Annotated in this window: 24 protein-coding genes; 4 read left to right on the top strand and 20 right to left on the bottom strand. The window is 78.2% G+C overall.

Annotated elements, in window-relative coordinates; all coding sequences use genetic code 11:
• The first annotated feature begins 138 nt into the window (after positions 1–138).
• Positions 139–768 (top strand): class I SAM-dependent methyltransferase, encoded by a 630-nt coding sequence (locus Q0789_RS10390; RefSeq protein WP_298804842.1) that lies wholly within the window; start codon positions 139–141, stop codon positions 766–768.
• Positions 769–837: 69 nt separating this feature from the next.
• Here Q0789_RS10390 and Q0789_RS10385 read toward each other — a convergent pair whose 3' ends face one another.
• The 3 genes from Q0789_RS10385 to Q0789_RS10375 all read right to left on the bottom strand — a co-directional run bounded on the left by Q0789_RS10385 (position 838) and on the right by Q0789_RS10375 (position 6,212).
• A complete protein-coding gene (locus Q0789_RS10385; RefSeq protein WP_298804841.1) occupies positions 838–2,331 on the bottom strand; it encodes an NAD-dependent succinate-semialdehyde dehydrogenase in 1,494 nt (497 codons plus the stop codon).
• A gap of 136 nt (positions 2,332–2,467) precedes the next feature.
• Positions 2,468–4,150 carry an HNH endonuclease signature motif containing protein gene (locus Q0789_RS10380; protein WP_298804839.1) on the bottom strand — a complete coding sequence of 561 codons (1,683 nt, stop codon included), beginning with the start codon at positions 4,148–4,150 and terminating at the stop codon, positions 2,468–2,470.
• A 127-nt stretch (positions 4,151–4,277) separates the two neighbouring features.
• On the bottom strand, positions 4,278–6,212 hold the full coding sequence (locus Q0789_RS10375) for an AMP-binding protein (RefSeq protein WP_298804837.1): 1,935 nt from the start codon (positions 6,210–6,212) through the stop codon (positions 4,278–4,280).
• Between the two features lie 156 nt (positions 6,213–6,368).
• Here Q0789_RS10375 and Q0789_RS10370 point away from each other — a divergent pair, with 156 nt between their 5' ends.
• Positions 6,369–6,785: a TIGR03618 family F420-dependent PPOX class oxidoreductase gene (locus tag Q0789_RS10370; RefSeq protein ID WP_298804835.1), complete on the top strand. Its 417-nt coding sequence runs from the start codon at positions 6,369–6,371 to the stop codon at positions 6,783–6,785.
• 94 nt (positions 6,786–6,879) lie between these two features.
• Here Q0789_RS10370 and Q0789_RS10365 read toward each other — a convergent pair whose 3' ends face one another.
• The 6 genes from Q0789_RS10365 to pyrH form a co-directional block, all read right to left on the bottom strand.
• Positions 6,880–7,533, bottom strand: coding sequence for a DivIVA domain-containing protein (locus tag Q0789_RS10365; RefSeq protein ID WP_298804833.1), 654 nt, complete (start codon positions 7,531–7,533; stop codon positions 6,880–6,882).
• 85 nt (positions 7,534–7,618) lie between these two features.
• Positions 7,619–8,818, bottom strand: coding sequence for a 23S rRNA (adenine(2503)-C(2))-methyltransferase RlmN (gene rlmN / locus Q0789_RS10360; RefSeq protein ID WP_298804832.1), 1,200 nt, complete (start codon positions 8,816–8,818; stop codon positions 7,619–7,621).
• Positions 8,819–8,885: 67 nt separating this feature from the next.
• Positions 8,886–9,506, bottom strand: coding sequence for a histidine phosphatase family protein (locus tag Q0789_RS10355; protein ID WP_298804830.1), 621 nt, complete (start codon positions 9,504–9,506; stop codon positions 8,886–8,888).
• Positions 9,503–10,402 carry a phosphatidate cytidylyltransferase gene (locus tag Q0789_RS10350; protein WP_298804828.1) on the bottom strand — a complete coding sequence of 300 codons (900 nt, stop codon included), beginning with the start codon at positions 10,400–10,402 and terminating at the stop codon, positions 9,503–9,505. Before Q0789_RS10350 ends, Q0789_RS10355 begins: the two co-directional genes overlap by 4 nt.
• 101 nt (positions 10,403–10,503) lie before the next feature.
• The gene (frr, locus tag Q0789_RS10345; RefSeq protein ID WP_171202288.1) at positions 10,504–11,061 is read right to left on the bottom strand and encodes a ribosome recycling factor; all 558 of its coding nucleotides are present in this window, start codon (positions 11,059–11,061) and stop codon (positions 10,504–10,506) included.
• Between the two features lie 114 nt (positions 11,062–11,175).
• Positions 11,176–11,898 carry a UMP kinase gene (gene pyrH, locus Q0789_RS10340; protein ID WP_298804825.1) on the bottom strand — a complete coding sequence of 241 codons (723 nt, stop codon included), beginning with the start codon at positions 11,896–11,898 and terminating at the stop codon, positions 11,176–11,178.
• 306 nt (positions 11,899–12,204) lie between these two features.
• Between pyrH and Q0789_RS10335 the strand changes: the two genes are divergently transcribed.
• Positions 12,205–13,170, top strand: a complete 966-nt coding sequence (locus Q0789_RS10335; RefSeq protein WP_298804822.1) for an alpha/beta fold hydrolase — start codon at positions 12,205–12,207, stop codon at positions 13,168–13,170.
• Positions 13,171–13,349: 179 nt separating this feature from the next.
• Here Q0789_RS10335 and tsf read toward each other — a convergent pair whose 3' ends face one another.
• Positions 13,350–14,183: a translation elongation factor Ts gene (gene tsf / locus Q0789_RS10330; RefSeq protein WP_298804820.1), complete on the bottom strand. Its 834-nt coding sequence runs from the start codon at positions 14,181–14,183 to the stop codon at positions 13,350–13,352.
• 144 nt (positions 14,184–14,327) lie between these two features.
• Positions 14,328–15,287, bottom strand: coding sequence for a 30S ribosomal protein S2 (gene rpsB, locus Q0789_RS10325; RefSeq protein ID WP_171202285.1), 960 nt, complete (start codon positions 15,285–15,287; stop codon positions 14,328–14,330).
• A gap of 400 nt (positions 15,288–15,687) precedes the next feature.
• Here rpsB and Q0789_RS10320 point away from each other — a divergent pair, with 400 nt between their 5' ends.
• On the top strand, positions 15,688–16,356 hold the full coding sequence (locus Q0789_RS10320) for a M23 family metallopeptidase (protein ID WP_298804817.1): 669 nt from the start codon (positions 15,688–15,690) through the stop codon (positions 16,354–16,356).
• A 117-nt stretch (positions 16,357–16,473) separates the two neighbouring features.
• On the opposite strand, the gene whiG is transcribed toward Q0789_RS10320, so the two are convergent.
• The 9 genes from whiG to rplS form a co-directional block, all read right to left on the bottom strand.
• The gene (whiG, locus tag Q0789_RS10315) at positions 16,474–17,271 is read right to left on the bottom strand and encodes an RNA polymerase sigma factor WhiG (RefSeq protein WP_171204316.1); all 798 of its coding nucleotides are present in this window, start codon (positions 17,269–17,271) and stop codon (positions 16,474–16,476) included.
• 186 nt (positions 17,272–17,457) lie between these two features.
• Positions 17,458–18,390, bottom strand: coding sequence for a tyrosine-type recombinase/integrase (locus Q0789_RS10310; protein WP_366917713.1), 933 nt, complete (start codon positions 18,388–18,390; stop codon positions 17,458–17,460).
• A gap of 440 nt (positions 18,391–18,830) precedes the next feature.
• Complete coding sequence (dprA, locus tag Q0789_RS10305) at positions 18,831–20,060, bottom strand: DNA-processing protein DprA (protein ID WP_298804811.1); 1,230 nt, start codon at positions 20,058–20,060, stop codon at positions 18,831–18,833.
• Entirely contained in the window at positions 20,057–21,598 is a 1,542-nt protein-coding gene (locus tag Q0789_RS10300; protein ID WP_298804809.1) for a YifB family Mg chelatase-like AAA ATPase, read from the bottom strand. Before Q0789_RS10300 ends, dprA begins: the two co-directional genes overlap by 4 nt.
• Entirely contained in the window at positions 21,598–21,978 is a 381-nt protein-coding gene (locus tag Q0789_RS10295; protein ID WP_298804807.1) for a YraN family protein, read from the bottom strand. Before Q0789_RS10295 ends, Q0789_RS10300 begins: the two co-directional genes overlap by 1 nt.
• 193 nt (positions 21,979–22,171) lie before the next feature.
• Positions 22,172–22,480, bottom strand: coding sequence for a DUF2469 domain-containing protein (locus tag Q0789_RS10290; RefSeq protein ID WP_171204143.1), 309 nt, complete (start codon positions 22,478–22,480; stop codon positions 22,172–22,174).
• Positions 22,477–23,244: a ribonuclease HII gene (locus tag Q0789_RS10285; RefSeq protein ID WP_366917712.1), complete on the bottom strand. Its 768-nt coding sequence runs from the start codon at positions 23,242–23,244 to the stop codon at positions 22,477–22,479. The genes Q0789_RS10290 and Q0789_RS10285 overlap by 4 nt, the downstream gene beginning before the upstream one ends.
• A gap of 104 nt (positions 23,245–23,348) precedes the next feature.
• A complete protein-coding gene (gene lepB, locus Q0789_RS10280) occupies positions 23,349–24,173 on the bottom strand; it encodes a signal peptidase I (RefSeq protein ID WP_298804804.1) in 825 nt (274 codons plus the stop codon).
• A gap of 279 nt (positions 24,174–24,452) precedes the next feature.
• Entirely contained in the window at positions 24,453–24,809 is a 357-nt protein-coding gene (rplS, locus tag Q0789_RS10275) for a 50S ribosomal protein L19 (protein WP_171203602.1), read from the bottom strand.
• Positions 24,810–25,010 lie beyond the last annotated feature (201 nt).

The following is a 25,010-nucleotide window of genomic DNA, read 5'->3' as shown; positions in this document are numbered from 1 at the left end:
GCGCGGCCGCTGCAGGGGTCGGCGGGCGGAGCACCCGACCAGGCCCCTCGCCGCCGGGGCGCGAGCCCGCGGAGGTGCCCGCGTGGCAGTCTCGGCCCGGAGCGGTCGGACGGTCCGGCCCGAGGGCGGGAGGCGCTGGTGAGCGCGGTCTTCACGGCGATGTTCGCGGTCGGGGCGGTGCCCTGGGCCCGGTCCGGCCGCCAGGGCGTCGACCTGCTCGACGAGCGTCTCGGCCCCGACGCCGGCGCGAGCGGAAGCGCGCCGCGCGCGCTCGACCTCGGCTGCGGCACCGGTGCGGACGCGACCGAGCTGGCCCGGCGCGGCTGGGCCGTCACGGGGGTCGACGACGTCCCCCGCGCGCTGGCCGCCGCCCGGCGGCGGGCGCGCGACGCCGGCGTCGAGGTGCGCCTCGTCCGGGGCGACGTCGGCGACCTCACGGGGCTCGACCTCGTCGGGCCGGCGCCGGCCGGCCAGGAGGACTTCCGGGCCGTCCTCGACGTCGGCTGCCTCCACGGGCTCGGCGCCGCCCACCGCGCCGCGGTGGCGCGGGGGCTCGACGCCGTCACGGAGCCGGGCGCCCTGCTGGCGGTCCTCGCCTGGGCGCCCGCCCGGCGCCTCCCCCCGCTGCCGCGCGGGCTCGACGCCGGGGACCTCCGGGCGTCGCTGCCGGGATGGTCGCTCGAGCACGTCGAGCCCGCCCGCGACGACCTCGTGCCGCGCTGGCTGCACCGCACCCGGCCGACCTGGCACGTCCTCGCGCGCCGCTGAGGAGCTCGCGGCAGCGGGGCGGCTCGGGGCCGGCGAGCGGGCCCACCCGCTCCCCGGCCGGTCGGCGGCTCAGATCGTCATGCCGACGTACTTCGTCTCGAGGTACTCGTCGATGCCCTCGCGGCCGCCCTCGCGGCCGAAGCCGCTCTGCTTGACGCCGCCGAAGGGCGCGGCGGGGTTGGAGACGACGCCCTGGTTGAGCCCGACCATGCCGGTCTCGACCTGCTCGCAGACGCGCAGGGCCCGGCCGACGTCGCGCGTGTAGACGTAGGAGACGAGCCCGTACTCGGTGTCGTTCGCCTGCGCCACGCCCTCCTCCTCGTTGTCGAAGGCGACGACGGGCGCGACCGGCCCGAAGACCTCCTCGCGGAGCAGGCGGGCCGACGCCGGGACGTCCGCGAGCACCGTGGGCGCGTAGAAGTAGCCGCGCCCGCCGGTCCGCTCGCCGCCGGTGAGGACGCGCGCGCCGCCGTCGACGGCGTCGCCGACGAGCTCCTCGACCTTGCCCCGCTGCCGCTCGTCGATCAGCGGCCCGACGTCGACGCCGTCCTCGGTGCCCCGCCCGACGACGAGGGCCGCCATCCGCTCGGTGAGCCGGCGGGTGAACTCCTCCAGGACGCCGCGCTGGACGTGGAACCGGTTGGCCGAGGTGCAGGCCTCCCCGACGTTGCGCATCTTGGCGAGCATCGCGCCGTCGACGGCCGCGTCGATGTCGGCGTCGTCGAAGACGAGGAACGGCGCGTTGCCGCCGAGCTCCATCGACGTGCGCAGCAGCTGCTGCGCCGACTGCTCGACGAGCGTGCGCCCCACCGGCGTGGACCCGGTGAAGGACAGCTTGCGCAGGCGCCCGTCCCGCACGATCGGCTCGACGACCTCGCCGGTGCGCGACGTCGTCACGACGTTGAGCACCCCGGCCGGCAGGCCCGCCTCGGCGAGGACGTCGGCGAGCGCGCTCATCGTCAGCGGCGTCTGCGAGGCGGGCTTGACGACCATCGTGCAGCCCGCCGCCACCGCGGGGGCGATCTTGCGGGTGCCCATGGCCATGGGGAAGTTCCAGGGCGTGACGAACAGGCACGGCCCGACGGGCTGGCGCATCGTCAGCAGCCGGGTGGCGCCGTCGGGCGAGGTCGACCACCGGCCGTCGACGCGGACGGCCTCCTCGGAGAACCACCGGAAGAACTCGGCGGCGTAGGCGATCTCGGCGCGCGACTCGGCGAGGGACTTGCCCATCTCGAGCGTCATGAGGAGGGCGAGGTCGTCGACGCGCGCGGTGACGAGCTCCCACGCCCGGCGCAGCACCTCCCCGCGCTCGCGCGGCGGGGTGCGGCCCCACTCGCCCTGCGCCGCCGCCGCCGCGGCGAGCGCCCGCTGCCCGTCCTCCGGCGTCGCGTCGGCCACGGAGGCCAGCACCTCCTCGGTCGAGGGGTCGACGACGTCGATCGTCCGGCCGTCGCCGCCCTCGACGCGCTCGCCGCCCACGAGCAGGCCCGTGGCGACAGCGCCGACGACGTCCCGCTCGCGCTGCGCCGCGTCGCTGCTCGCACCGGTGGTGGTCGTGCTCATCGCTCTCCCTCGGGGACGGCTCGCGGCGACGGGGGTGGCCGCCTCCTCGACCCTGCACCCGGGGCCGCCAGCCCGCCAGGGCGCGCTGGTGCCGCCGACGCCGCCCCGGCGGGGCCGCCCCGACCCGGCGCCGGGCTCACGGGTCGTCGGGGTCGCGGGGGCCGTCGGGGTCGCGAGGGTCGTCGGGGTCGCGAGGGTCGTCGGGGTCGCGAGGGTCGTCGGGGTCGCGAGGGTCGTCGGGGTCGCGAGGGTCGTCAGGGTCGCCGGGCGACGCGGGGTCCCCCGGCTCGTCCGGACGGCCGGGCTCGACGACCGGGCGGAGCTCGTGGGCGAGGTCTTCCAGGCGCGCCCGCCAGGGTGGAGGGGCGGTGGTCGGGGGTGGGTCGCCGGCGCGGGTGATGACGGGGCGGCCGTCGACGAGGTGGGCGACCAGGGCGCCGGCGTGGACCCGTCGGTGGTCGTGCCCGCACACCAGGGCCAGGTTGGACAGGTCCGTGGGGCCGCCGTCGGCCCAGTGCACGACGTGGTGGGCCTGGGTCCTGCTCACGGGGGCGCCGCAGTCCGGGGCGATGCACCCGCGGTCACGGATCGCCAGCGCCCGCCGCTGCGCCGGGGTCACGGTGTACGCCGCCCGGCCCACGTCCAACGGCTCCGACCGCGACCCCAGGACCGCAGGCACCACCTCGGCGTCGCACGCCAACCGCCGCACCGCCCCCGCCGACAGGGGCGCGTCGTCGACCATCAGACCAGTGCCCTGCACGGCCCCGCTGAGAGCGGACAGGTCCATCGTCACCACCACCCGCGCCCGCGCCCCACCCTCGCTCGGCAGGCCCTGCTCGCTGGCGGGTGGTGCCGACAGGGCCTTGTCCGCCAGGGCCACGAGGGCGTCGGCGCGGCGCTGCGCCGCCGACCGCAGGTCCGGGCCACCCTCCCCCGACGGCTCCGGGGCGGCGAGGGCCTCCAGCGCGGTCATCAGGGTCGCGCCGGCCTCGGGGGCCAGGCGCCCCCGCACGTGCCAGGTGCCGTGCAGGTCGGGCGAGCAGTACAGCTCCCGGCGCCGGTGCGCGCGCTCCTCCCGCCGCCCCAGCAGGTCACCGCCCTCGACCGGGGCGTCGTCGCCGGCCTCGGACAGCTCGGCGCGGGCCAGCAGCCCCGCCGCGTGGTGGCGCAGCACCGTCAACGGCACCTCGGGAGCGTGGGCGAGGAGCACCCGCTCCACCGCCGCGCGTCCTGCCGGCCCGTAGTGCTCGGGCAGGTCCAGCACCGTCCCCGCGACGACGTCCGCGGCCTCAGCGCTGAGGAGCCCCGCGGCCAGCGCGGCGCCCGTCGCGGTGCCCTCCCCCAGCCCGGCGCCGCGCCCGCCCGTGCGGGCGACCCGCTGGGCGGGCAGCCCGGAACCGGTGACGTAGGCGACGGTGGCCTGCCGGCGGGCTGCGGTCGCGGGATGCACCCCCAGCACCCCCGCGAGCTCACCGCGACCGTCACCCGCCCGCGACCGCGCGAGGACGGCCCGCTCGCCCGGCGTCAGACCGCCCGGCACCAGCGCCTCACCCCGGGCCGCGACCTCCCCCAGCACCACCACCTCCGCGGCCTGGGAGACGCGCACCAGCGACTCCAGCTCGGCCAGCACCGCCCGCAGGTCCGCGGTGGCCACCGCCCACAGCCCAAGCCCCGCCACCGCCGAACGCCCCGCCTCGAGGGCCGACCGCAACGCCGCGAGCGCGGGCACCGCGCCAGCACCGGAGACCGGTTCGTGCGCGGCGCCCGGCACGGCGTCGGGCACCCCCGCCTCCGGCCCCGGCACCGCCTCGTCCTCCACACCCACGACCGTAGGGGCGACCACTGACAACGGCTCGAACACGTGTTCGACACGGCTGTCGCCCCCGACGCGGGAGGCCGTCCTCCTCCCCGCTCGACCCGACCGCCAGCGGCAGCGGCGACCCGGCCTACGGGCGCAGCACGTCCCGCAGCCCGTCGAGCACCGACCGGTCCTCGATGGTGCCCGGCACCACGGGCTCGACGCCGTCGGCCATCTCCCGCAGCGTCTTGCGCAGCACCTTGCCGGAGCGGGTCTTCGGCAGCGCCGCGACGACGTCGACGCGCCGCAGCCGCGCCACCGCGCCGACCTCGTCGCGCACGCGCTGGACGACCTGAGCCGCGACCTCTTCCGGCGGTGTGGTCACGTCCTTGGCGAGCACGACCAGCGCCCGGGGCTCCTGGCCCACGAGCGGGTCCGCCGCTCCCACGACGGCGCACTCGGCGACGTCGGGGTGCCCGATGACGGCGGCCTCGAGCTGGCCGGCGGACAGCCGGTGCCCCGCGACGTTGATGACGTCGTCCGTGCGCCCGAGGACGTGGACGTACCCGTCCTCGTCGACGTAGCCGCCGTCACCGGTCGTGTAGTACCCGGGGTGGGCGGCGAGCGACGACGCCCGGAGCCGCTCGTCGCCTCCCCAGACGCCGGCGAGCGTCCCCGGCGGGAGGGGCAGGCGCAGGCAGAGGGCGCCCTCCTCCCCCGCCGGCACCTCGCGGCCCTCGGCGTCGAGGACGCGCAGGTCGTACCCGGGGGAGGGCACGGACGGCGAGCCGGGCTTGAGCGGCAGGTCCTGCAGCCCGCGCGGCGAGCAGGCGATGGGCCAGCCCGTCTCGGTCTGCCACCAGTTGTCGACGACGGGCACGCCGAGCCGCTCCCCCGCCCACGCCCACGTGTCCGGGTCCAGCCGCTCCCCGGCGAGGTAGAGCGCCCGCAGGTCCGAGAGGTCGTGCTCCGCCGCCAGGGCGAGGTCAGGGTCCTGCGCACGGATCGCCCGCACCGCCGTCGGCGCCGTGAAGACGACGGCCGCGCGGTGCTCCGCGGCGGCACGCCACAGGGCCCCCGCGTCCGGCGTGCCGACCGGCTTGCCCTCGTAGAGCACCGTGGTGCAGCCCGCCAGCAGCGGCCCGTACACGATGTAGGAGTGGCCGACGACCCACCCGACGTCGCTGGCCGTGAGCACCACGTCGCCCGGCGCGAGGCCGAAGAGGTTCGGCACAGACCACGACAGCGCGACCGCGTGCCCGCCGTGGTCGCGCACGACGCCCTTCGGCCGTCCCGTCGTCCCGGAGGTGTACAGCACGTACAGGGGGTCGGTGGCGGCCACCTCGACGCACTCGGCGGGCGGCGCGGCGCCCGGGCGCAGGACGTCGCGCCACGCGAGGTCGCGCCCCGGCACGAGCGTCGCCGTGGCCTGCGGCCGCTGGAGGACGACGCAGTGGGCGGGCGCGTGCTCGGCGCGCTCCAGCGCCGCCTCGAGCAGGGGCATGTACTCGACGACGCGCGTCGGCTCGAGCCCGCACGAGGCGGTGAGGACGACGACCGGCCGGGCGTCGTCGATGCGCGCCGCCAGCTCGGCGGCCGCGAAGCCGCCGAAGACGACCGAGTGCACGGCGCCGATGCGGGCGCAGGCGAGCATCCCGACGACGGCCTCGGGGACCATGGGCATGTAGACGACGACGCGGTCGCCCTTCCCGACGCCGAGCGCGCGCAGCGCGCCCGCGAGGCGGGCCGACTGGTCGAGGAGCTCGGCGTAGGTCAGGGTCCGCCGCTCGCCGGTGTACGCGCTGTGGTGGACGAGCGCCACGTCGTCCCCGCGCCCGGCGACGACGTGGCGGTCGAGGCAGTTGTAGGCCGTGCTCAGCGTCGCCCCGCGGAACCACCGCGGGAGGGCGGCGCCCTCGGCCTCGTCGGCGGCCGGGTCCAGGGCCGTCTCCGGCCGCCGGATCCACCGGACGGCGCGCGCGGCGTCGAGCCAGAAGCCCTCCGGGTCCTCCAGCGACCCGCGGTGCGCCGCCTCCCAGGCTCCGCCCGCCGTCGGGCTCCCCACCGGCTCTCGCGTCGTCATGGCGCCATCCTGGCCCGCCGCCGCTGCTGGCGCCGCGCATCGCCCCCGGGCCCGGGGGTCGGCGCGAGCGGTGCGCCGAGGACGCCGCCCACCGCGACCTCGGCGCACCGCTCGACCGGGAGCCGACGGGGCGGGGCCGCCTGGCAGGCTCGGCCCGTGAGCTCCCTCTCCGGCGTCGAGCCGACCGCGCTGCCGCCGCACGTGCTGGCCTTCCTCGCCGAGCGGCACCTCGCCACGCTGACGACGCTGCGCCGCGACGGCAGCCCCCACGTCGTCCCCGTCGGCTTCACCTGGGACGACGAGGCGCACCTCGCGCGCGTCATCACCTCCGGCGACTCGGTCAAGGCCCGCGCCGCCCGCCGCGGCGGGCGCGCGGCCGTGTGCCAGGTCGACGGCGGTCGCTGGCTGACGCTCGAGGGGCCCGTGCGCGTGCTCGACGCTCCCGACGCCGTCGAGGAGGGCGAGCGGCGCTACGCCGAGCGCTACCGGGTGCCCCGCGAGAACCCGCGACGGGTCGTGCTGGCGATCGCCGTCGACCTCGTCCTCGGCCGGGTCCCCGAGCCGGGCGCCTGACCCGATCCCCTGGACCGGACGCCTGGACCGGGCGCCTGGGGCCGGCCGCCGGGCCGGGCCGCGGCGCGACGGCGCGACGGCGCGACGGCGCGGATCAGTCCGGCGCCGTGACCATGACCTCGACGGCGCGCGCCAGCAGCGCGTCGACGGGCGCCTCGGCGTAGCCGCGCCGCCCGCGGCGGCTGCGGAAGACGGCGGTGCGCACGTCGTCGACCGCCAGCGCCTCGCCGTCGTCGAAGTAGCCGCGCAGCCGGCGGCACAGCGCGTCCACGTCCCCCACGTGGTAGCCCCGGTGGAGCCCGCCCGCGCGCGCGAAGCGGTCGCCGTCCTCGCGCCGCAGGCGGGCGGTGACGACCCGCGCGCGCCCCGCCAGCTCCTCGAGGAAGCCCTCGCGCCCCGACCGGGCGACGAGGACCTCGCGCTCGTGGCGCGCCACCGCGTCCTCGAGGCGGGCCAGCGCGGCGTCCACGGCGGCGACGTCGTAGCCGTGCCGGGCCAGGGGGAAGGAGGCCTCACGGACGTCGAGGGCGCTGAGGTCCAGCGGGGTCCCCGCGCGCGCCGCCGGCACGCCCGACGCCGCGGCGCCCGACCCGGTGCCCGAGCCGTTGCCCGACCCGGTGCTGGCCTCGGGGCCGGGGACGCTCCCGCCGAGGCGCTCGTAGGCGAGCCGGGCCTGCGCGAAGAAGGCGTCGACCTCGTCGACGTCGTAGCCGCGCGCGACCCGGCTGGCGCGGGGGAAGCTGCTCACGCGCCGCGACTCTGCCAGAGCCCGGCGGCGCGGCCGGTGAGGCGCCCCGCCGGCGCCCCGGCCGGAGGGCCGCCGCGGTGCGGCCTCAGCCCGCGGGCGTCGTCGCGGGCAGACCCAGCTCGACGGGCGCGCCGGCGCCCTGGCGGGGCTGCTCGAGGTCGGCAGCGGCCAGCTGCCCGCAGGCGCCGTCGATGTCGCGGCCGCGGGTGTCGCGCACGGTCGTGGGGACGCCGTGGGCCCGCAGGCGCTCGACGAAGGTCCGCTCGACGCGCGGGTCCGACGCCGTCCAGCGCGACCCCGGCGTCGGGTTGAGCGGGATGGGGTTGACGTGCACCCAGCCGCGCCCGCGGCGGTTGAGCTCCGTGCCGAGGAGGTCGGCCCGCCACGCCTGGTCGTTGACGTCGCGGATGAGCGCGTACTCGATGGAGACGCGACGGCCCGTGGCCTCGAAGTAGCGGCGGGCGGCGTCGAGCGCCTCCCCCACCTTCCAGCGGGTGTTGATGGGCACGAGCTCGTCGCGCAGCTCGTCGTCGGGGGCGTGGAGGCTGAGGGCGAGCGTCATGGGGATGCCCTCGCCGGCCAGCTTGTCGATGGCCGGCACGAGCCCGACGGTCGACATCGTGATGCCGCGCGCCGACATGCCCAGCCCCTCGGGCGCCGGGGCGACCATCCGTCGGACCGCCGCGATGGCCGCCTTGTAGTTGGCGAGCGCCTCGCCCATGCCCATGAAGACGACGTTGCTCACGCGCAGCGCCCGCTGCACGCCCTCGGGCCCCGCGTCGCCGGCGCGGGCGGCCAGCGACCGCGCCGCCGCGGCCACCTGCTCGACGATCTCGGCCGTCGACAGGTTGCGCGTCAGCCCCGCCTGCCCGGTGGCGCAGAAGGGGCAGTTCATGCCGCAGCCGGCCTGGCTCGACAGGCAGAGGGTCGTCCGGCCGGTGTACTCCATGAGGACGCTCTCGACGAGCGCGCCGTCGTGCAGGCGCCACAGCGACTTGCGGGTGGCGCCGCCGTCGGCCTCCAGCTCCCGCACAGGGTGCAGGAGCGTCGGCAGCAGCGCGGCGACGAGCTCCTCGCGCCGCCCCTTCGGCAGGTCCGTCATGAGCGCCGGGTCCGTGACGAGGCGCTCGAAGTAGTGCGTCGACAGCTGCTTCGCGCGGAAGGCGGGCAGCCCGAGCTCGGCGACGGCGGCGGCGCGCTCCTCGCCCGTGAGGTCGGCGAGGTGGCGCGGCGGCTTGCCGCGGCGCGGGGCGGTGAAGGTCAGCTGACCGGGTGCGGGAGGCATGGCCCCTCCAGGGTCGCACGACGGGCGGGGTGCCCACGCTCGCCGACGGCGACCGCGCTCCTCGGCGTCAGCCGCGCCAGGTGCCCCAGCGCCGGACGAGGCCCTCGCGAGTGAGCGCGCACGTGTCGGGCAGCTGCAGCCGCTCCCAGGCGTAGAGGTCCACCGGCTTGCCGGTCAGCGCCGCGACGAGCAGCGTCCAGGCCGTCCCGTGGCCCACGAGGACGAGGTCGACGTCGCCCTCGCGCCGCGCCTCCTCCACGTGGCGGCGGACGGCGGCGACGACGCGCTCCCGGGTGCTCTCCGCCGTCTCCCACCCGGGCGCCGCGGGCGCGTGCTGGACGACGAGCGAGCGGTGGATGCGCACGGCGTAGTCGTCGAGCCACCCCGCGGGGCGGGCCTGCTCCCCGAGGTCGGCGTCGGCGACCACCGGCGAGCCCGTGAGGAGGGCGGCGGTCTCGCGGGCCTTGGGCTCCTGCGAGCTCACCCACCGCGCCCCCAGCGGCAGCGCGCCGCTGGCCCGCAGGGCGCGGACGCCGTCGGTGTGCTCGGGGTCCAGACCCCACGTGGCGGGCTCGCGCGAGGGGTCGACCAGCGGGCGGCCGTGGCGCACGAGGTGCAGCACGAGGCCGGGCGGCAGCACGAGGGCGTCCTCACCGCCGGCCGCGGGCCCGTCGGGGTGCGCGCTCACGTCGCGGGCACCAGGAGCGAGAGCACCAGCCAGGCGACCGGTGCCGTGACGAGCAGGGAGTCGAGGCGGTCCGTGACGCCGCCGTGGCCCGGCAGCGTGGAGCCCATGTCCTTGATCCCGAGGTCGCGCTTGAGCATCGACTCGGCGAGGTCGCCGAAGGTCGCCGTCACCCCCACGAGCGCGCCGAGCACGACCCCGGCCCACCACGGCCCGTCGAGCAGGACGACGACGAGGACCGCGCCGACGGCGAGGGAGAGCGCCATCGAGCCGGCGAGGCCCTCCCACGACTTCTTGGGGCTGACCGACGGCGCGAGCGGGTGCCGCCCGAGCAGGACCCCCGCCGCGTAGCCGCCGACGTCGCTGGAGATGACGGCGGCGACGAAGACGAGGACGCGGGCGGCGCCGTCCGGCTCGGCGAGCAGCAGGAGCGCGAAGGCGGCGAGCAGCGGCAGCCACGAGAGCACGAGAACGCCCGCCGTGACGTCGCGCACCGCGCCGTCGCGGCCCTCCGCGACCCGCCACACGAGGACGGCCAGGCAGGCCAGCCCGTGGACCACGAGGCCGGCTCCCGGCCCGACGACGTAGGTGGCGACGAGGACGAGGGCGCCGCCGAGGAGCACGGGCGCGCGCGGCACCGCGAGGTGCCGGGCGGCGAGGGCCGTGCTGACCTCCGCGCTCGCGACGGCGACGGCGACGACGACGAGGACGAGGAAGGAGTCCTTGAGCAGCAGGAGCGAGGCGAGGGCGACCGCGCCGAGGCCGAGGCCGACCGGGATGGCCGCGCGCAGGTCGCGACCGGCGCTGCGGCGCCGCGGCGCGTCGACCGGGTGGGACGGCACGTGGCCGTCGGGCGGCGCGGTCGGGGCCTGCTGGGGGGGACTGGCGTCCTTCGCCACGGTGGTCTCCTCCGTCTCCCCGGGCCCGCCGTCGCGGCGGACGGCGGGTCCGGGTGCCGCCGCCGACGGGCGGCGGCGCTGGCTGCGCGGGTCTCGAGGAGTCAGACGTCGAGGAGGTCGGTCTCCTTGCGCTTCAGCATGTCGTCGATGGCGTCCACGTGGACCTTGGTGAGGCGCTCGAGCTCCTTCTCCGCCCGCGCCACCTCGTCCTCGCCGGCCTCGCCGTCGCGGGCGATGCGGTCGAGCTCCTCCTTGGCCCGGCGCCGCAGGCCGCGCACGGTGATCTTGCCGTCCTCGCCCTTCGTCCGGGCGAGCTTCACGTAGTCGCGCCGGCGCTCCTGCGTGAGCTCGGGGAGCTGGAGGCGGATGACGTTCCCGTCGTTGCTCGGGTTGACGCCCAGGTCGGAGTCGCGCAGCGCGCGCTCGACGGACCCGAGGGAGCTGCGGTCGAAGGGGCTCACGAGCACGGTGCGGGCCTCGGGGGCCTGCACGGAGGCGAGCTGCTGCAGCGGGGTGGGAGCGCCGTAGTACTCCACCATGATCTTCGAGAACATCGCCGGGTTGGCCCGCCCGGTGCGGATGGCGGCGAGGTCCTCCTTGGCGACCTCGACGGCCTTGTCCATCTTCTCCTCGGCCTCGAGGAGGGTGTCGTCGATCACTGGTGGCTCCTTCGTCGCGTCCGCCCCCGCGCCGGCGCGCGAGGTCACTGCTGCACCGCCGCTGCTGCGGCGCCGCCGCCCGTGCCGGGGGCCGTCACCGGCGCCCGGGAGCGCTCAGCCGGCCTCGACGAGCGTGCCGATCCTCTCACCCCGGACGGCCGCCGCCACGTCACCGCGGCCCATGCCGAAGACCACCATGGGCAGCCCGTTGTCCATGCAGAGGCTGAAGGCGGTCGCGTCGAGGACCTTGAGCCCGCGCGCGAGGGCGTCGGCGTAGGTGAGGTGGTCGAGCTTCTCGGCGGAGGCGTCCGTGCGCGGGTCGGCCGTGTAGACGGCGTCGACGCCGTTCTTCGCCATGAGGACGACGTCGGAGTGGGTCTCGAGCGCCCGCTGCGCCGCGACGGTGTCCGTGGAGAAGAAGGGCAGGCCCGCGCCGGCCCCGAAGATGACGACACGGCCCTTCTCGAGGTGGCGGATGGCCCGCCGCGGGATGTACGGCTCGGCCACCTGGCCCATGGTGATGGCGCTCTGAACCCGCGTGTCCACGCCCTTCTGCTCCAGGAAGTCCTGCAGCGCCAGCGCGTTCATCACCGTCCCGAGCATGCCCATGTAGTCCGCGCGGGAGCGGTCCATGCCCCGCTCGGACAGCTCCGCCCCGCGGAAGAAGTTGCCGCCGCCGACGACGACGGCGACCTGCACGCCCTCCGCGACGCCCTCGGCCACCTCGGCCGCCACCCGGTTGACGACGTCCGGGTCGACCCCGGTGGCGCCGCCGCCGAAGGTCTCGCCGGACAGCTTGAGCAGGACCCGGCGGGCGCGGGCGGGCGTCGTGGGCACAGGGGTCTCCTCGGGGCGTGCGCCGGGCGGGCGCGGCGGTCGGACGGCGCGACGGCGGAGCGCGCCTGTCCGGGTCGGGTCGGCCTCGCCGGTCGGCAGGGCCGTGCTGGTCGGCTTGGGGGTACGGGTCGGCTCGGCGGGGCTGTGGGCTCGGCGGGGCTGGCGGCTGCTCGTGCCGGCGGAGCGCCCGCTGGCGCGGCCGGGGCCGCGGTGCTGGGCTGGCGCTCCCGGGGCAGTCTGCCCGATCAGCGGGGGGCGCCGGGACGAGCACGGGCAGCCGGTGGCGCGCGCCCGGGAGGAGGCGACGTGGACGAGGCCCGTGAGCCCGGGGCGGCGGAGCAGGGCCCCACGGGGCCGGAGGCCCACGAGCGCACGGGGCCGGAGGCCCGGGAGCCGGGGGCCGGCGGGCAGGGCGAGCTCGTCGAGGTGGACCTCGACGACGCGGGCGGCGGCGCGGGACCGGCGACGGCCGCGCTCCCCTGCGACGACGCGCCGGGGCCCGGGCCGGGCGCCCCGGTCGTGGTCCTCCTGCACGCCTTCCCGCTGGACCGCTCGATGTGGGACGACGTCGTCCCCCTCCTCGCGCACCGCTGCCGCGTCCTCGCCGTCGACCTGCCCGGGCTCGGCACCGCGCCCGTGCCCGGCGGCGACCCCGACCTCGGCGTCGCCGTCGACGGCGTCCTGGCGCTGCTGGACGCCGAGGGCGTGTCGTCCGCCGTCGTCGCCGGCCTGTCGACGGGCGGCTACGTCGCGGCGCAGCTGGCCGGCCGGGCGCCGGAGCGCGTCGCCGGGCTCGCGCTGGCCAGCACGACGACGCGGGTCGGCCCCCCGGACGACCCCGACGAGCGCCGGCGCACCGCGGAGCGGGTCCTCGGCCGCGAGGGCCTCGACGCGGTGATGGGGTCGGTGGACGAGGGCCTCTCGGAGCAGGCCCGCGCCGAGCGCCCCGAGCTCGCCGAGCGCGTCGCCGCCACGATCGCGCGCCAGCGCCCGGCGGGCGTGGCGTGGGTGTGCCGGGCGCTGGCGGCCCGGCCGGACACGACCGACGCGCTCGCCGGCTTCCCCGGCCCGGTCCTGCTGCTCTTCGGCGAGCGGGACGGCGCCACGCCGCCGCAGGAGCGGGGGCGCCAGATGCACGACGTGCGCCCCGACGCCCGCCTCGTCGTCGTGCCCGGCTCCGGGCACCTCACGGCGCTGGAGGCGCCGCGGGAGACGGCCGACGCGCTGCTCGACCTCGTCGACGCCGCCGGGGCGGGCGGCTCCGGGGCCTGACGACCCGGCCGGGGGGATCGACGCCCCTGAGCACGGAGGACGGCACGCACGAGGGCCCGCCACCCCTCACGGGTGGCGGGCCCTCGTGCGTGCCGGCCGCGGTGGCGCCGGTCCGGCGGTGACAGGGACCAGGAGGTGAAGGCGACCAGGCGGTGCCCGACCTCAGGCGGTGGCGGCGATCAGGCGGTGGCGCCGACGCGGAAGCGCGCGAAACCGGTGACTTCGACGCCGGCCTCCTTCGCGTACGCGCCGACCGTCTTCTTGGCCTCCTTGGCGAACGCCTGCTCGAGCAGGACGTTGTCCTTGAAGTACCCGTTGACCCGGCCCTCGACGATCTTGGGCATGGCCTGCTCCGGGCGGCCCTCCTCGCGGGCGGTCTCCTCGGCCAGGCGGCGCTCGTTCGCGACGACCTCCTCGGAGACCTCGTCGCGGGACAGGAAGGTCGGGCTCATGGCCGCCGCGTGCATGGCGACGTCGCGGCCGACCTCCGCGGCGCGCTCGCCGCTCACGGCGACGATGGCGCCGATCTGCGGGGGCAGGTCGGGGCTCGTGCGGTGCAGGTAGGAGACGACCTGGTCGCCCTCCAGGCGCGCCACCCGGCGGACCTCGATCTTCTCGCCGAGCGAGGCGTTCGCCTCGTCGAGGAGCTGCTGGACGGTCTTGCCGTCGAGGTCCGAGGCGAGCAGCTGCTCGGCGTCGGCCGCGCCCACGGCGACGGCCTGGTCGAGCACGCGCTGGGCCAGCTCGCCGAAGCGCTCGCCCTTGGCGACGAAGTCCGTCTCGCAGTTGACCTCGACGAGCGTGCCGGTGCCGCCGTCGACGTGGGCCGTGACGAGCCCGTTGGAGGCGGTGCGCCCCTCGCGCTTGGTGACGCCCTTGAGGCCCTTGACGCGCAGGAACTCCTGCGCGGCGGCGAGGTCGCCGCCGGACTCGTCGAGGGCCTTCTTGCAGTCGAGCATGCCCGCGCCGGTGGTCTCGCGGAGCTTCTTGATGTCAGCGGCGGTGGTCGCCATGTGCGGATCTCCTCGGGGTGTGGGAGGGGCAGCGACGGGCGCTGCGGGGCCGACGCGCCGCACCGGGCCCCGCGGCTGCGGGGCCCGGTGCGGGCCGGCGGTCGTGCTGGTGCGCGGGGCGCGTGGTGCTCGCCCCGCGGCGGGTCAGGCCTGCGCGGTCTCGCCCTCGGCCTGCTCGGGCTGCTGGACGGTGGCGACGGCCTCCTCGGCGGAGGGCTCGCCGGCCACGGCCTCGGCCACGGACTGCGCGTCGGCGTCCGCGACGGACCCCTCGACGGCGTCGGCCTCGGCGTCGCCGCCGCGGGCCGCGTGGCCCTCGGAGGCGCCCGACTGGTCCGGGCCCTGGCCGAGGAGCTCGCGCTCCCACTCGGCGAGGGGCTCGGACTGCTCGGCCCCGCCGCGCTGGCCACCGCCGGCGCGGGCCATGAGGCCGTCGGCGACGGCGTCGGCCACGACGCGGGTGAGCAGCGTCACCGAGCGGATGGCGTCGTCGTTGCCGGGGATCCGGTAGTCGACGCTGTCCGGGTCGCAGTTCGTGTCGAGGATCGCGACGATCGGGATGTTGAGCTTGCGCGCCTCGTCGACCGCGAGGTGCTCCTTGTTCGTGTCGACGATCCACACGGCGCTGGGCGTGCGCTGCATGTCGCGGATGCCGCCGAGCGTGCGGTCGAGCTTCTCCTTCTCGCGCCGCATCATGAGGAGCTCCTTCTTCGTCCGCCCGCTGGCGGCGACGTCGTCGAAGTCGACGAGGTCGAGCTCCTTCATGCGCGCGAGGCGCTTGCTCACCGTCTGGAAGTTGGTGAGCATCCCGCCCAGCCAGCGCTGGTTCACGTAGGGCATGCCCACGCGGGTGGCCTGCTCGGCGAGCGGCTCCTGCGCCTGCTTCTTCGTGCCGACGAAGAGCACCGTGCCGCCGTGGGAGACCGTCTCCTTGACGAACTCGTACGCGCGGTCGATGTACGTCAGCGACTGCTGCAGGTCGATGATGTAGATGCCGTTGCGCTCGGTGAAGATGAAGCGCTTCATCTTCGGGTTCCAGCGGCGGGTCTGGTGCCCGAAGTGGACACCGCTCTCCAGCAGCTGGCGCATCGTGACGACGGCCATGGGTGGTCCTCTCACGCCGCGCGGGTGCGCGGCTCCGGTTGGTCGCGGGACCCCCTGCGGGTCCCGCCCTGGCGTCCGCGGCGCACCTGCTCCTCGCCGCGGCGCGGCTCGGACCGGGAGGTGCGCCCCCGCTGCGAGCAGCGGTCCGCGGGCGCGCGAAGTAGGCCGGCGCGAGCCGACCCCGCGCCCAGAGTACGCCCTCCGCGCCCGCACCCCGACCGCTCGCCCCGACCACTGGACCCGACCACTGGACCCGACCGCTGGCCCCGACCGCGGACGGAGGGAAGGCCGCCCGGGGCGGCTGTCCGCCCGGTGCGCACCGGTGCCCTCCCTCGCGGCGTCGTCCCCAGGACGCCCGGGCGCCGCCGACGCGCCTCCCCGCCCGGACCAGCCTCGCCGTGTGCCCGTCGCCCGCGTCCGCGCCCTCCTGCTCGCCCCGCTCCTCGCCGCCGCCCTGGTCGCGGCCCCGGCTGCCGCCCCCTGCGCCGCACCCGGCTCCGGGCGGGCGGCCGTCGCGGCGCCCGACCCGGGGTCGGCGCCGCCCCGCCCGGCCGCGGGGACGGGCGCGACGCCGGCACCGCCCGTCGCGGTGGCGCGCACGGCGCGGGGCGCGGCCGGCACGACGCCGTGGCGACCGCCCGTCGCCGGGCCGCTCGAGGTCCTGCGCGGCTTCGCCGCCCCGGCGCAGCGGTGGTCGCCGGGGCACCGCGGCGTCGACGTGGGTGCCGGGGCCGGGCAGGAGGTGCTCGCGCCCGCCGACGGCGTCGTCGGCTTCGCCGGCCCGGTGGTGGACCGCGGCGTCCTCGTGCTCGACCACGCCGGGGACCTGAGGTCGTCCTTCGAGCCGGTCGTGCCGCTGCTCGCGGTCGGGACGACGGTCCGCCGGGGCGAGGTGGTGGCGCTGCGCGCCCCGACGGCGCACGCGGGGTGCGCGACGGCGGGCTGCCTCCACTGGGGCGTGCGCCGCGGCCGGGGGCCGGCGGCCGCCTACCTCGACCCGCTGCTCCTGCTCGCGCCTCCCGAGCCGCCCGTCCTCCTGCCCCTCGCCCCGGCGCGGCCCCCCGGGTAGGAGCTGGAGCGGGAGCGGCAGCAGGCGCCCTGTCCGGACGCGCCGAGGGCCGCGGCGACGGGTCCGCGGGGGTCGCGCCGGCGCGCGGGGTGGTGGCCCGCCGCGGGCCGGGCGGCGTCAGCTGACGTCGGCGAGCTTGGTGCGCAGCTGCAGGACGGCCTTGGAGTGCATCTGGCAGATGCGCGACTCCGTGACGCCGAGGATCCGCCCGATCTCGGCGAGGGTCATGTTCTCGTAGTAGTAGAGCGTGACGACGATCTTCTCCCGCTCGGAGAGCTGGTCGATGGCCCGGGCGAGGAGGAACTTCGTCTCCTCGCCCTCGAAGGCCATCACCGGGTCCTCGGCCCGCGTGTCCTCGAGCGTGTCCCCCAGCGAGAGGCTGTCGCCCTTCTCGCCGCCGGAGAGCAGCTCGTCCAGCGCGACGAGGTTGACGTAGGAGACCTGGCTGAAGATGTGGTGCAGGTCCTTCAGCGGGATGCCCATCTGCGCCGCGACCTCGGGCTCAGTGGGCGTGCGGTGCAGGCGCGCCTCGAGCTCGGCGTAGGTCTTCTCCACCTCGCGGGCCTTGCTGCGGACCGACCGCGGGATCCAGTCGAGGGCGCGCAGCTCGTCGATGATGGCGCCGCGGATGCGCTGGATGGCGTACGTCTCGAACTTGATGGCGCGCTCGAGGTCGTACTTCTCGATGGCGTCGATGAGGCCGAAGACCCCGTAGGACACGAGGTCCGCCTGCTCGACGTTGGAGGGCAGGCCCACGCCGACGCGACCGGCGACGAACTTGACCAGCGGCGAGTAGTGGAGGATCAGCCGCTCGCGGACGGCGGCGTCCCCCGTCGTCTTGAACGCGACCCAGAGCTCGCGGACGGCGGCCTCGGCCTCCTCCGCGGGTGTGAGGGCGCGGGCCGGCTCCTCCACCTCGACGCCGTCGTCGGTCCGGGGCTGCTCGTCGCTCCCGCCGGCGGCGGCGCCCGCGGCCGCTCGCTCCCGTGCGGGGGCGGGGCGGCCCGGCGAGGGCGTGCGCTGGGTCACGAGCTCTCCTCCGGTCGGGGCTCCCCGGCGCGTGCGGGGGCCTGGCGTAGCGGGCGGCGCGGGGCGGCGGCGTCAGGCACGGGGGTGCGCCTGGTGGTAGCTCGAGCGGAGCCGCTCGACGGAGACGTGCGTGTAGAGCTGGGTGGTGGCCAGGCTGGCGTGCCCCAGCAGCTCCTGGACGCTCCTCAGATCAGCCCCCCCGTCGAGCAGGTGTGTCGCCGCGCTGTGACGCAGCGTATGTGGAGTCACGTGTCGTGACACAACTTTCCCGCTGATCCGTTCCACGACGCCTCGGACGGCGCGCTGGTCGAGGCGCCCCCCGCGGGCGCCGAGCAGCAGCGCGGAGCCGCTGCGGGGCCCGGCCAGGGCGGGACGCCCGCGTCCGAGCCAGCGTCCGAGCGCCGCGTCGGCGGGCGCGCCGAAGGGCACGACGCGCTCCTTGGCGCCCTTGCCCATCACCCGGACGGTCCAGCGCGAGCGGTCGACGTCGTCGACGTCGAGGCCGACGAGCTCGCCCACGCGGACGCCCGTGGCGTAGAGGAGCTCGAGCGCCGCGGCGTCGCGCAGGGCCACGGGGCCGCCCTCCTCCGCCGCCTCCTCGGCGGCCGCGAGGACCTGGGCGACGGCCCCGGCCGCGAGCACGCCCGGCAGCGCGCCCGACAAGCGGGGCGCGCGCAGCCGCACGCCGGCGTCCGCCCCCGCGGCGCCGGTGCGCGCCAGCCAGGCGGTGAAGGCGCGCGCCGACGCCGCCCGGCGCGCCGTCGTCGCGCGCGCCGCCGGCCCCGGCGCCGCACGGGGACCCCGGGCGCCGGCCACGGCGTCGGGGACCGCGCGGGCCTCGCCCGAGAGCCACGCCCGCAGGAGCGCGAGGTCGACGTCGGCCGGGTCGCCGCCGCCGCGGCTCCGCGCTGCGGCCAGGAGGTCGCGCACGTCGCCCACGTAGGCCCGCACGGTGTGCGGCGAGCGACCGCGCTCGACCGCGAGGTGCTCCGCGAAGGCCTCCAGGAGGCGCGCGGCGCGCTCGTCCGCCCCGGGGTCGGCACCGGACCCCGACGCGGGCGCAGGTCCCGCCGGCGGCCCGGACCCCGCGGAGGGAGCAGCCGGGCGCGGCGCGCGCTCCCCCGTCCCCGCGACCACGGACGCACGCTCCCGCACCCGCGCGCTCGGGGCAACCACCCGGCCCGCCGTCGCCCGGTGCTGTGAGGTCGGGACGTCGGTGGCCTGTGGTCGGTAGCCCGTGGTCCGTGGTCCGTGGTCCGTGGTCGGTGGTCCCGCACGGCCGTCGCGGACCCGTCGCCCGGACGAGCTGCTGCGCGGCCGCCGCTCCTCGGCGGCCCGGGACGGTCGACGGCGGCAGCAGGGGCCGTGACCGGCGACGGCGGTCGGTGGCGTCGACGGGCGACGGCGTCGCCGGGCGACGGGCGGCCGCGACGAGGGTGGAGGGGCTAGCCGCGCGGAGCCGCGCGGCGCCACAGCGGCCCCCGGTCGTCGGCGCCGACCTCCTCGGCGTGCCCGCTGAGCGCCAGGCGCCCGAGGCACGCCAGGACGGTCCGCTCGGAGAGCCCCGCGGCCCGGGCGACCGAGACGACGGGCGCGCCCCGGCGCACGGGCAGGGCGTCCGCGACCCGCAGGTCCTCCCCCTCGAGGCCCGCCAGCGGGCGCCGGCGCCCCGACCGCTCGCGCTCGGGCGGGACGGGCACGGCCTCCCCGGAGGCGGCGTCGACGAGCTCGAGCACCTCCGCCGCGTCGGTCACGCAGGTGGCCGCGAGCTCCCGCATCACCCGGTGGCAGCCGGCCGACGTGCTCGAGGTCACCGGTCCCGGCACCGCGCCGAGCGGTCGGAGCAGCGCGGCCGCCCGGGTGGCCGTGCTGAGCGCTCCCGAGCGCCAGGCCGCCTCGACGACGACGACCGCCGAGGACGCGGCCGCGATGAGCCGGTTGCGCTCGAGGAACCGCCACCGCGTCGGGGAGGCCCCCGGCGGCTGCTCCGCGACGACGACGTGCTCGGCCGCGATGCGCGCCAGCAGCGCCTCGTGCGCCGCGGGGTAGGCGCGGTCGACCCCGCAGGCGAGCACGGCCGCCGTCGCCCCGCCGACGGCCAGCGCCGCGCGGTGGGCGGCGGCGTCGATGCCGAAGGCGCCGCCGGAGACGACCGCGACCCCGCGCTCGGCGAGGCCCGCGGCCAGGTCGGCCGCGACGTGCTCGCCGTAGGCCGAGGCGGCGCGCGAGCCGACGAGGGCGACCGACCTCTCGACGAGGGGGCCCAGCGCCCCCGCGCCGCGCACCCACAGGCAGGGAGGTGCGGCGTCGCCGAGGTCGGCCAGCCGCCGGGGCCACTCCTCGTCCGCCGGGACGACGAGGCGCCCGCCGAGGCGGCCGAGCACCTCGGCGTCGCGGCGCGGGTCGAGCCCGTCGAGCCGCGGCCGCCACCGGTCGAGGCCGGCCCGCAGGGCGGCGCGGGCCCGCGGGGTCCCGGCGTCGCCCGGGAGCACCGGGACGTCGGTCCCGGCGAGGACGACGTCGAGCGCGGCCACGGGCCCGAGGGCCGACCGCAGCGCGGCCGCCACCGCGTCGCCGGGCTCGGCGAGGCGGCTCCACGCCGCCCGCGCCCACCGGTCCTCGGCGGCCCAGGCCGGCGTCGCACCCGGCAGCGGGAACTGCTCCCCGCCGCTCACGCCGCGGTCCCGCGCAGGCGGAGCAGCAGCGCCTGCCCCACGTGGTCGCGGTCGGGCGCGTCGGCGCCGTCGAGGTCGGCGAGGGTCCACGCCGTCCGCAGGCACCGGTCGTAGCCGCGCAGCGTCAGCCGCCCGCGGTCGAGGGCCGTGTCGAGGTCGCCGACGACCCCGGGCGCCGGGCGCAGCCGCCCGCGCAGCAGGGTCCCCGGCGCCTCGCCGTTGCAGCGGGCGCCCGAGCCGGCCAGGCGCGCGGCCTGCGCCGCGCGCGCGGCGCGCACGCGGGCGGCCACGACCGCCGTCGTCTCCCCCTCCGCCCCGAGCACGAGCGCGGCCCGCGAGGGGGCCGCCACCTCGACCTGGAGGTCGACCCGGTCCAGCAGCGGCCCGGACAGCCGGGCGAGGTAGCGCCGGCGCTCCACCGAGGCGCACGTGCACGCGTCGCCGCGCCCGCTCGCGCGCCCGCACGGGCAGGGGTTGGCCGCGAGCACGAGCTGGAAGCGCGCCGGGTAGCGGGCCGCCCCGCCGGCCCGCGCGATGACGAGGCTGCCGTGCTCGAGCGGCTGCCGGAGCGCCTCGAGGACGTCCTTGCGGAACTCGGGGGCCTCGTCGAGGAAGAGGACGCCCCGGTGCGCCCGCGAGGCGGCGCCGGGGCGGACGACGCCGCTGCCGCCGCCGACGACCGAGGGCGTCGTCGCCGTGTGGTGCGGGTCCTCGAAGGGCGGGCGGCGCAGCAGGCCGCCGGCCGCGTCGAAGGTGCCCGCGACCGAGTGCACCGCGGTGACCTCGACCGCCTCCTCGTCGTCGAGGTCGGGCAGCAGCCCCGGCAGGCGGGCGGCGAGCATCGTCTTGCCGGCGCCCGGCGGTCCCACGAGCAGCAGGTGGTGCCCGCCCGCGGCGGCCACCTCGACGGCTCGCCGCGCCTCGTCCTGGCCGACGACGTCCGCGAGGTCCGGCGTCGTCGCCGTCACCGGGGCGGGACCGGGCCGGCGCGCGGGCGGCTCGTCGGGGTCGCAGGCCGCGTCGACCTCGCCGCCGTGCCCGCGGACCACCGCCGCGAGCGACGAGGCCGCGCGCACCTGGGCCCCCGGCACGAGCTCCGCCTCCGCCGCGTTCTCCTGCGGCACCACCACGCGCGGCGAGCCGGCGCGGACGGCGGCGACCACCGCGGGCAGGACGCCCCGCACGGGGCGCAGGCTCCCGTCGAGGCCGAGCTCCCCGAGGTGCGTCCAGCCGCGGACCGCCTCGCGCGCCACCCCGCCCTCCGCCGCGAGGACGGCGACGGCCACCGCGAGGTCGAAGCCGGCGCCCTGCTTGGGCAGCGAGGCGGGCGAGAGGTTCACGGTGACGCGCCGCGACGGCAGCGAGCACCCGATGCCCGCGAGCGCCGCCCGGACGCGGTCGCGCGACTGGCCGAGGGACGTGTCCGGCAGGCCGGTGACGACGAAGGCCGGCAGCCCCGGGGTCACGAAGGCCTCGACCTCCACGACGGCGCCGGCGAGCCCGACGAGGGCGATGCCGCGCGTGGCGCCGAGCCCCATCACGCCACCCCGCGCAGGTGCTCGACACGGGCGGGGCCCGCGGGCGGGCGCAGCACGGCGACCGCGTCGACGCGCAGGCTGCCCGCCCGCTCCCCCGAGGAGTCGGCGAAGGCCACGAGCAGTCGTCGCACGCGCGCGGCCTTCACGGGCGTGACGGCCTCGAAGGGGTGCCCGGCGCCCGGCGTCCCCGCGGGTCCGCAGCGGCGGGTCTTCACCTCCACCGCCACGAGGGCGTCGCCGTCACGGGCGACGACGTCGATCTCCCCGCGCACCGGGCTCGCGCAGCGCCAGTTGCGCGCCACCACCCGCATCCCGGCGGCCTCCAGGTGCGCCACCGCCACCTGCTCGCCGTACCGGCCCACCGCGTCGCTCGTCCGCACGAGAACCACCTCCGCGCCGCAGCGTGCGCGGCGCGGGCCGGCGGCGGTCGGGGGCGGCCTCGGCTGTGGAGGGCGGGGCCCGGCCGGGGGCTGTGCGCACCGGGCGGACGCGCGGCGGGCCGCGCGCGGGGGTCGACCCGGCGCGGGCGGCGGGGCGGGGCCGGCGGGGCGCAGCCGGCGGCTCAGCCGGTCGTCACGTCTCCGGGACGGTGAGGTCGGACTTCGCCAGCTCCTCGACGTTGACGTCCTTGAAGGTGACGACGCGCACCTGCTTGACGAAGCGCGCCGACCGGTAGACGTCCCACACCCACGCGTCGGTGAGCGTCAGCTCGAACCAGACCTCGCCGTCGGTGCTGCGCGGCACGAGGTCCACGGAGTTGGCGAGGTAGAAGCGGCGCTCCGTCTCGACGACGTAGGCGAACAGGCCCACGACGTCGCGGTACTCCCGGTAGAGCGCGAGCTCCATCTCGGTCTCGTAGTCCTCGAGGTCCTCAGCGCTCATGGGCCCTTCCGCGCGCTCGGGGCCGGCACCGCCACCGGCAGGTCGCCGTCCATCCTGCCCGACGCCGGGGGCCGGTCCCGACCGGCGGGCGCCTGCAGCGGCAGCTCCGCGAGGGCGGCCGCGACGGCGGGCGCGGGCTGGCACCCCGGCAGCCGCCAGCTGCGCCGGTGGTGGACGCAGGGCCCGTGGCGCCGCAGCGCGGCCAGGTGGTCGGGGGCCGAGTAGCCCTTGTTGCCCGACCAGCCGTAGCGCTCGTCGCGGGCGCCGAGGTCGCGCAGCAGCGCGTCGCGCTCGGTCTTGGCGAGGACGCTGGCGGCGGCCACGGCCGCGCAGCGCAGGTCGGCCTTGACCTGCGTGCGCACGAGCCACGGGTCGGTCCGGGCGCCGCCGCGGGGCACGGGGGTCGACAGCCAGTCGTGCGAGCCGTCGAGCAGCACGACGTCCGGGACGACGCCCAGCTGCTCGAGCGCCCGCCGCCCGGCCAGCCGCAGCGCGCGCACGATGCCCAGGGCGTCGACCTCCCCCGCGCTGGCGTGCCCGACGGCGTGCGCGGGCGCCCAGCGGCGCAGGCGCGGGGCGAGGGCCTCGCGCGCCTCGGGGGCGAGGAGCTTGGAGTCCCGCAGCCCGGCCGGGGCCGTCCGCGTGGCCGCGTCCACGACGGCGACGCCGACGCTCACGGGGCCGGCAAGGGCGCCGCGGCCCACCTCGTCGACCCCGGCCACGAGGAGGTGGCCCTCGCGCAGGAGCGCGCGCTCGGCCCGCAGCGTGGGGGTCGCCCCCCGGGTCCCCCCGCCCCGCGAGGGGGCACCGCCCCGCGAGGGCGCAGGGCGCTGCGCCGCAGGGCGGCCCGGGGCCGCGCCGGCCTCGCTCACGAGCCGGCGACCGGAGCCGTCGGCGTCGCCCCGCCCTGCTCGACGCCGGTCCCGCTCGCGGCGGGCGGGGGCACGCGCCGGAAGGCGTCCTCGCCCTGGCCGAGCCAGTCCCACCGGTCGAGCGGCCACACGAGGAGCACGGCGCGGCCCACGACGTCGTCCAGCGGCACGGTGCCCCCGCCCTCGAGCTGGGTGTGGGCGCGGCTGTCGAGGGAGTCGGAGCGGTGGTCCCCCATGACCCAGATGCGTCCCTCGGGGACGACGACGGAGAAGGCCTCCGCGCTGGGCAGGTCGCCGGGGTAGACGTAGCGCTCCTCGACGGGCTCGCCGTTGACGACGAGCTCCCCCGTGCCGTCGGCGGAGACGGTGTCGCCCGGCAGGCCGATCACCCGCTTGATGAGGTGGTCGCCCGAGTCCTCCGGCAGGACGCCGACGAAGGACAGGACGTCCGCGACGGCCGCGCCGACCGGCGTCCGGTCGGGGGCGGGCGCCTGGTCGAGCCACCCGCCGGGGTCGGTGAAGACGACGACGTCGCCGCGCTCGAGCTCGAACGGGCCCGGCGTCAGCCGGCTGACGAGGACGCGGTCGCCCACCTCGAGGGTCGGCTGCATCGACTCCGAGGGGATGTAGAACGCCTGCACGAGGAAGGTCTTGATGAGCAGCGAGAGCACGAGCGCGGTGACGACCACGACGACGACCTCGCGCAGCGCGCCCGTCAGGCCGCCGCCGCGGCGCGGCTCCTCCTCGGCGGGCGGCGCTCCGCCCGCCACGGGCCTCTCGTCGCCCCGACCGTCCACGGGCCCGCCCTCTGCGCTGCTCACGCACGTCCTCCACCCTCGTGGCCCTCGCGGCCCCGTCACGTCCCCCGCCGCCCGCACCGGCGGACCGCCCTCGACCGGGCCGGCTCCGGCCGCCCCGACGGCCCAGCCTCGCACCCCCCGGGCCCGGCCCGCGCCGGTGGCGCGCCCGGGCGCCCCCGGGCGGGGGACGACGACGGGCGGCCGCGGGACGGGCGCGGACGACGACGCCCCCGCCCGCGACGGTCGGGAGGACCGTGCGGACGGGGGCGTGGCGCGGGCGCGGCCGTGCGGCCGGCCGGGTCAGCGCGAGACGGGCTCGCGCTTCTCCTTGATCTTGGCGGCCTTGCCGCGCAGCTCGCGCAGGTAGTACAGCTTCGCCCGGCGGACGTCGCCGCGGGTGACGACCTCGATCCGCTCGATGGCGGGGGTGTGCACCGGGAAGGTGCGCTCCACGCCGACGCCGAAGCTCACCTTGCGGGCCGTGAAGGTCTCGCGGACGCCGTCGCCCTGGCGGCGCAGCACGACGCCCTGGAACAGCTGCACGCGCGAGCGGGTGCCCTCGATGACCTTGACGTGCACCTTGACGGTGTCGCCGGGCCGGAACTCGGGGATGTCGTCGCGCATCGAGGCTGCGTCGAGCCCGTCCAGTGTCTGCATCGTCTGCTGCTCTCCCGCGCACCGCCGCAGGCCGGTCGCGCACTCGTGGCGGGGCCGCGCCCCGTCGTCCTCGTGGTGGTCCGAGCCGCCGGGCGGCTCGCGCCGGTCTCCTCCGGGCTCCGCTCGCCCCCTGCGGCAGGGGCGGGCCCGTCGTCCGGCTCGGCGGGCCAGTCTGCCACAGCCCGGCCGCCCCGCCGACCG

This window comes from uncultured Pseudokineococcus sp. (assembly GCF_947499845.1).
Taxonomy (GTDB): domain Bacteria; phylum Actinomycetota; class Actinomycetes; order Actinomycetales; family Quadrisphaeraceae; genus Pseudokineococcus.
Note: the sequence above shows the minus strand (reverse complement) of the source record. Positions and strands in the feature narration are given on the sequence as shown.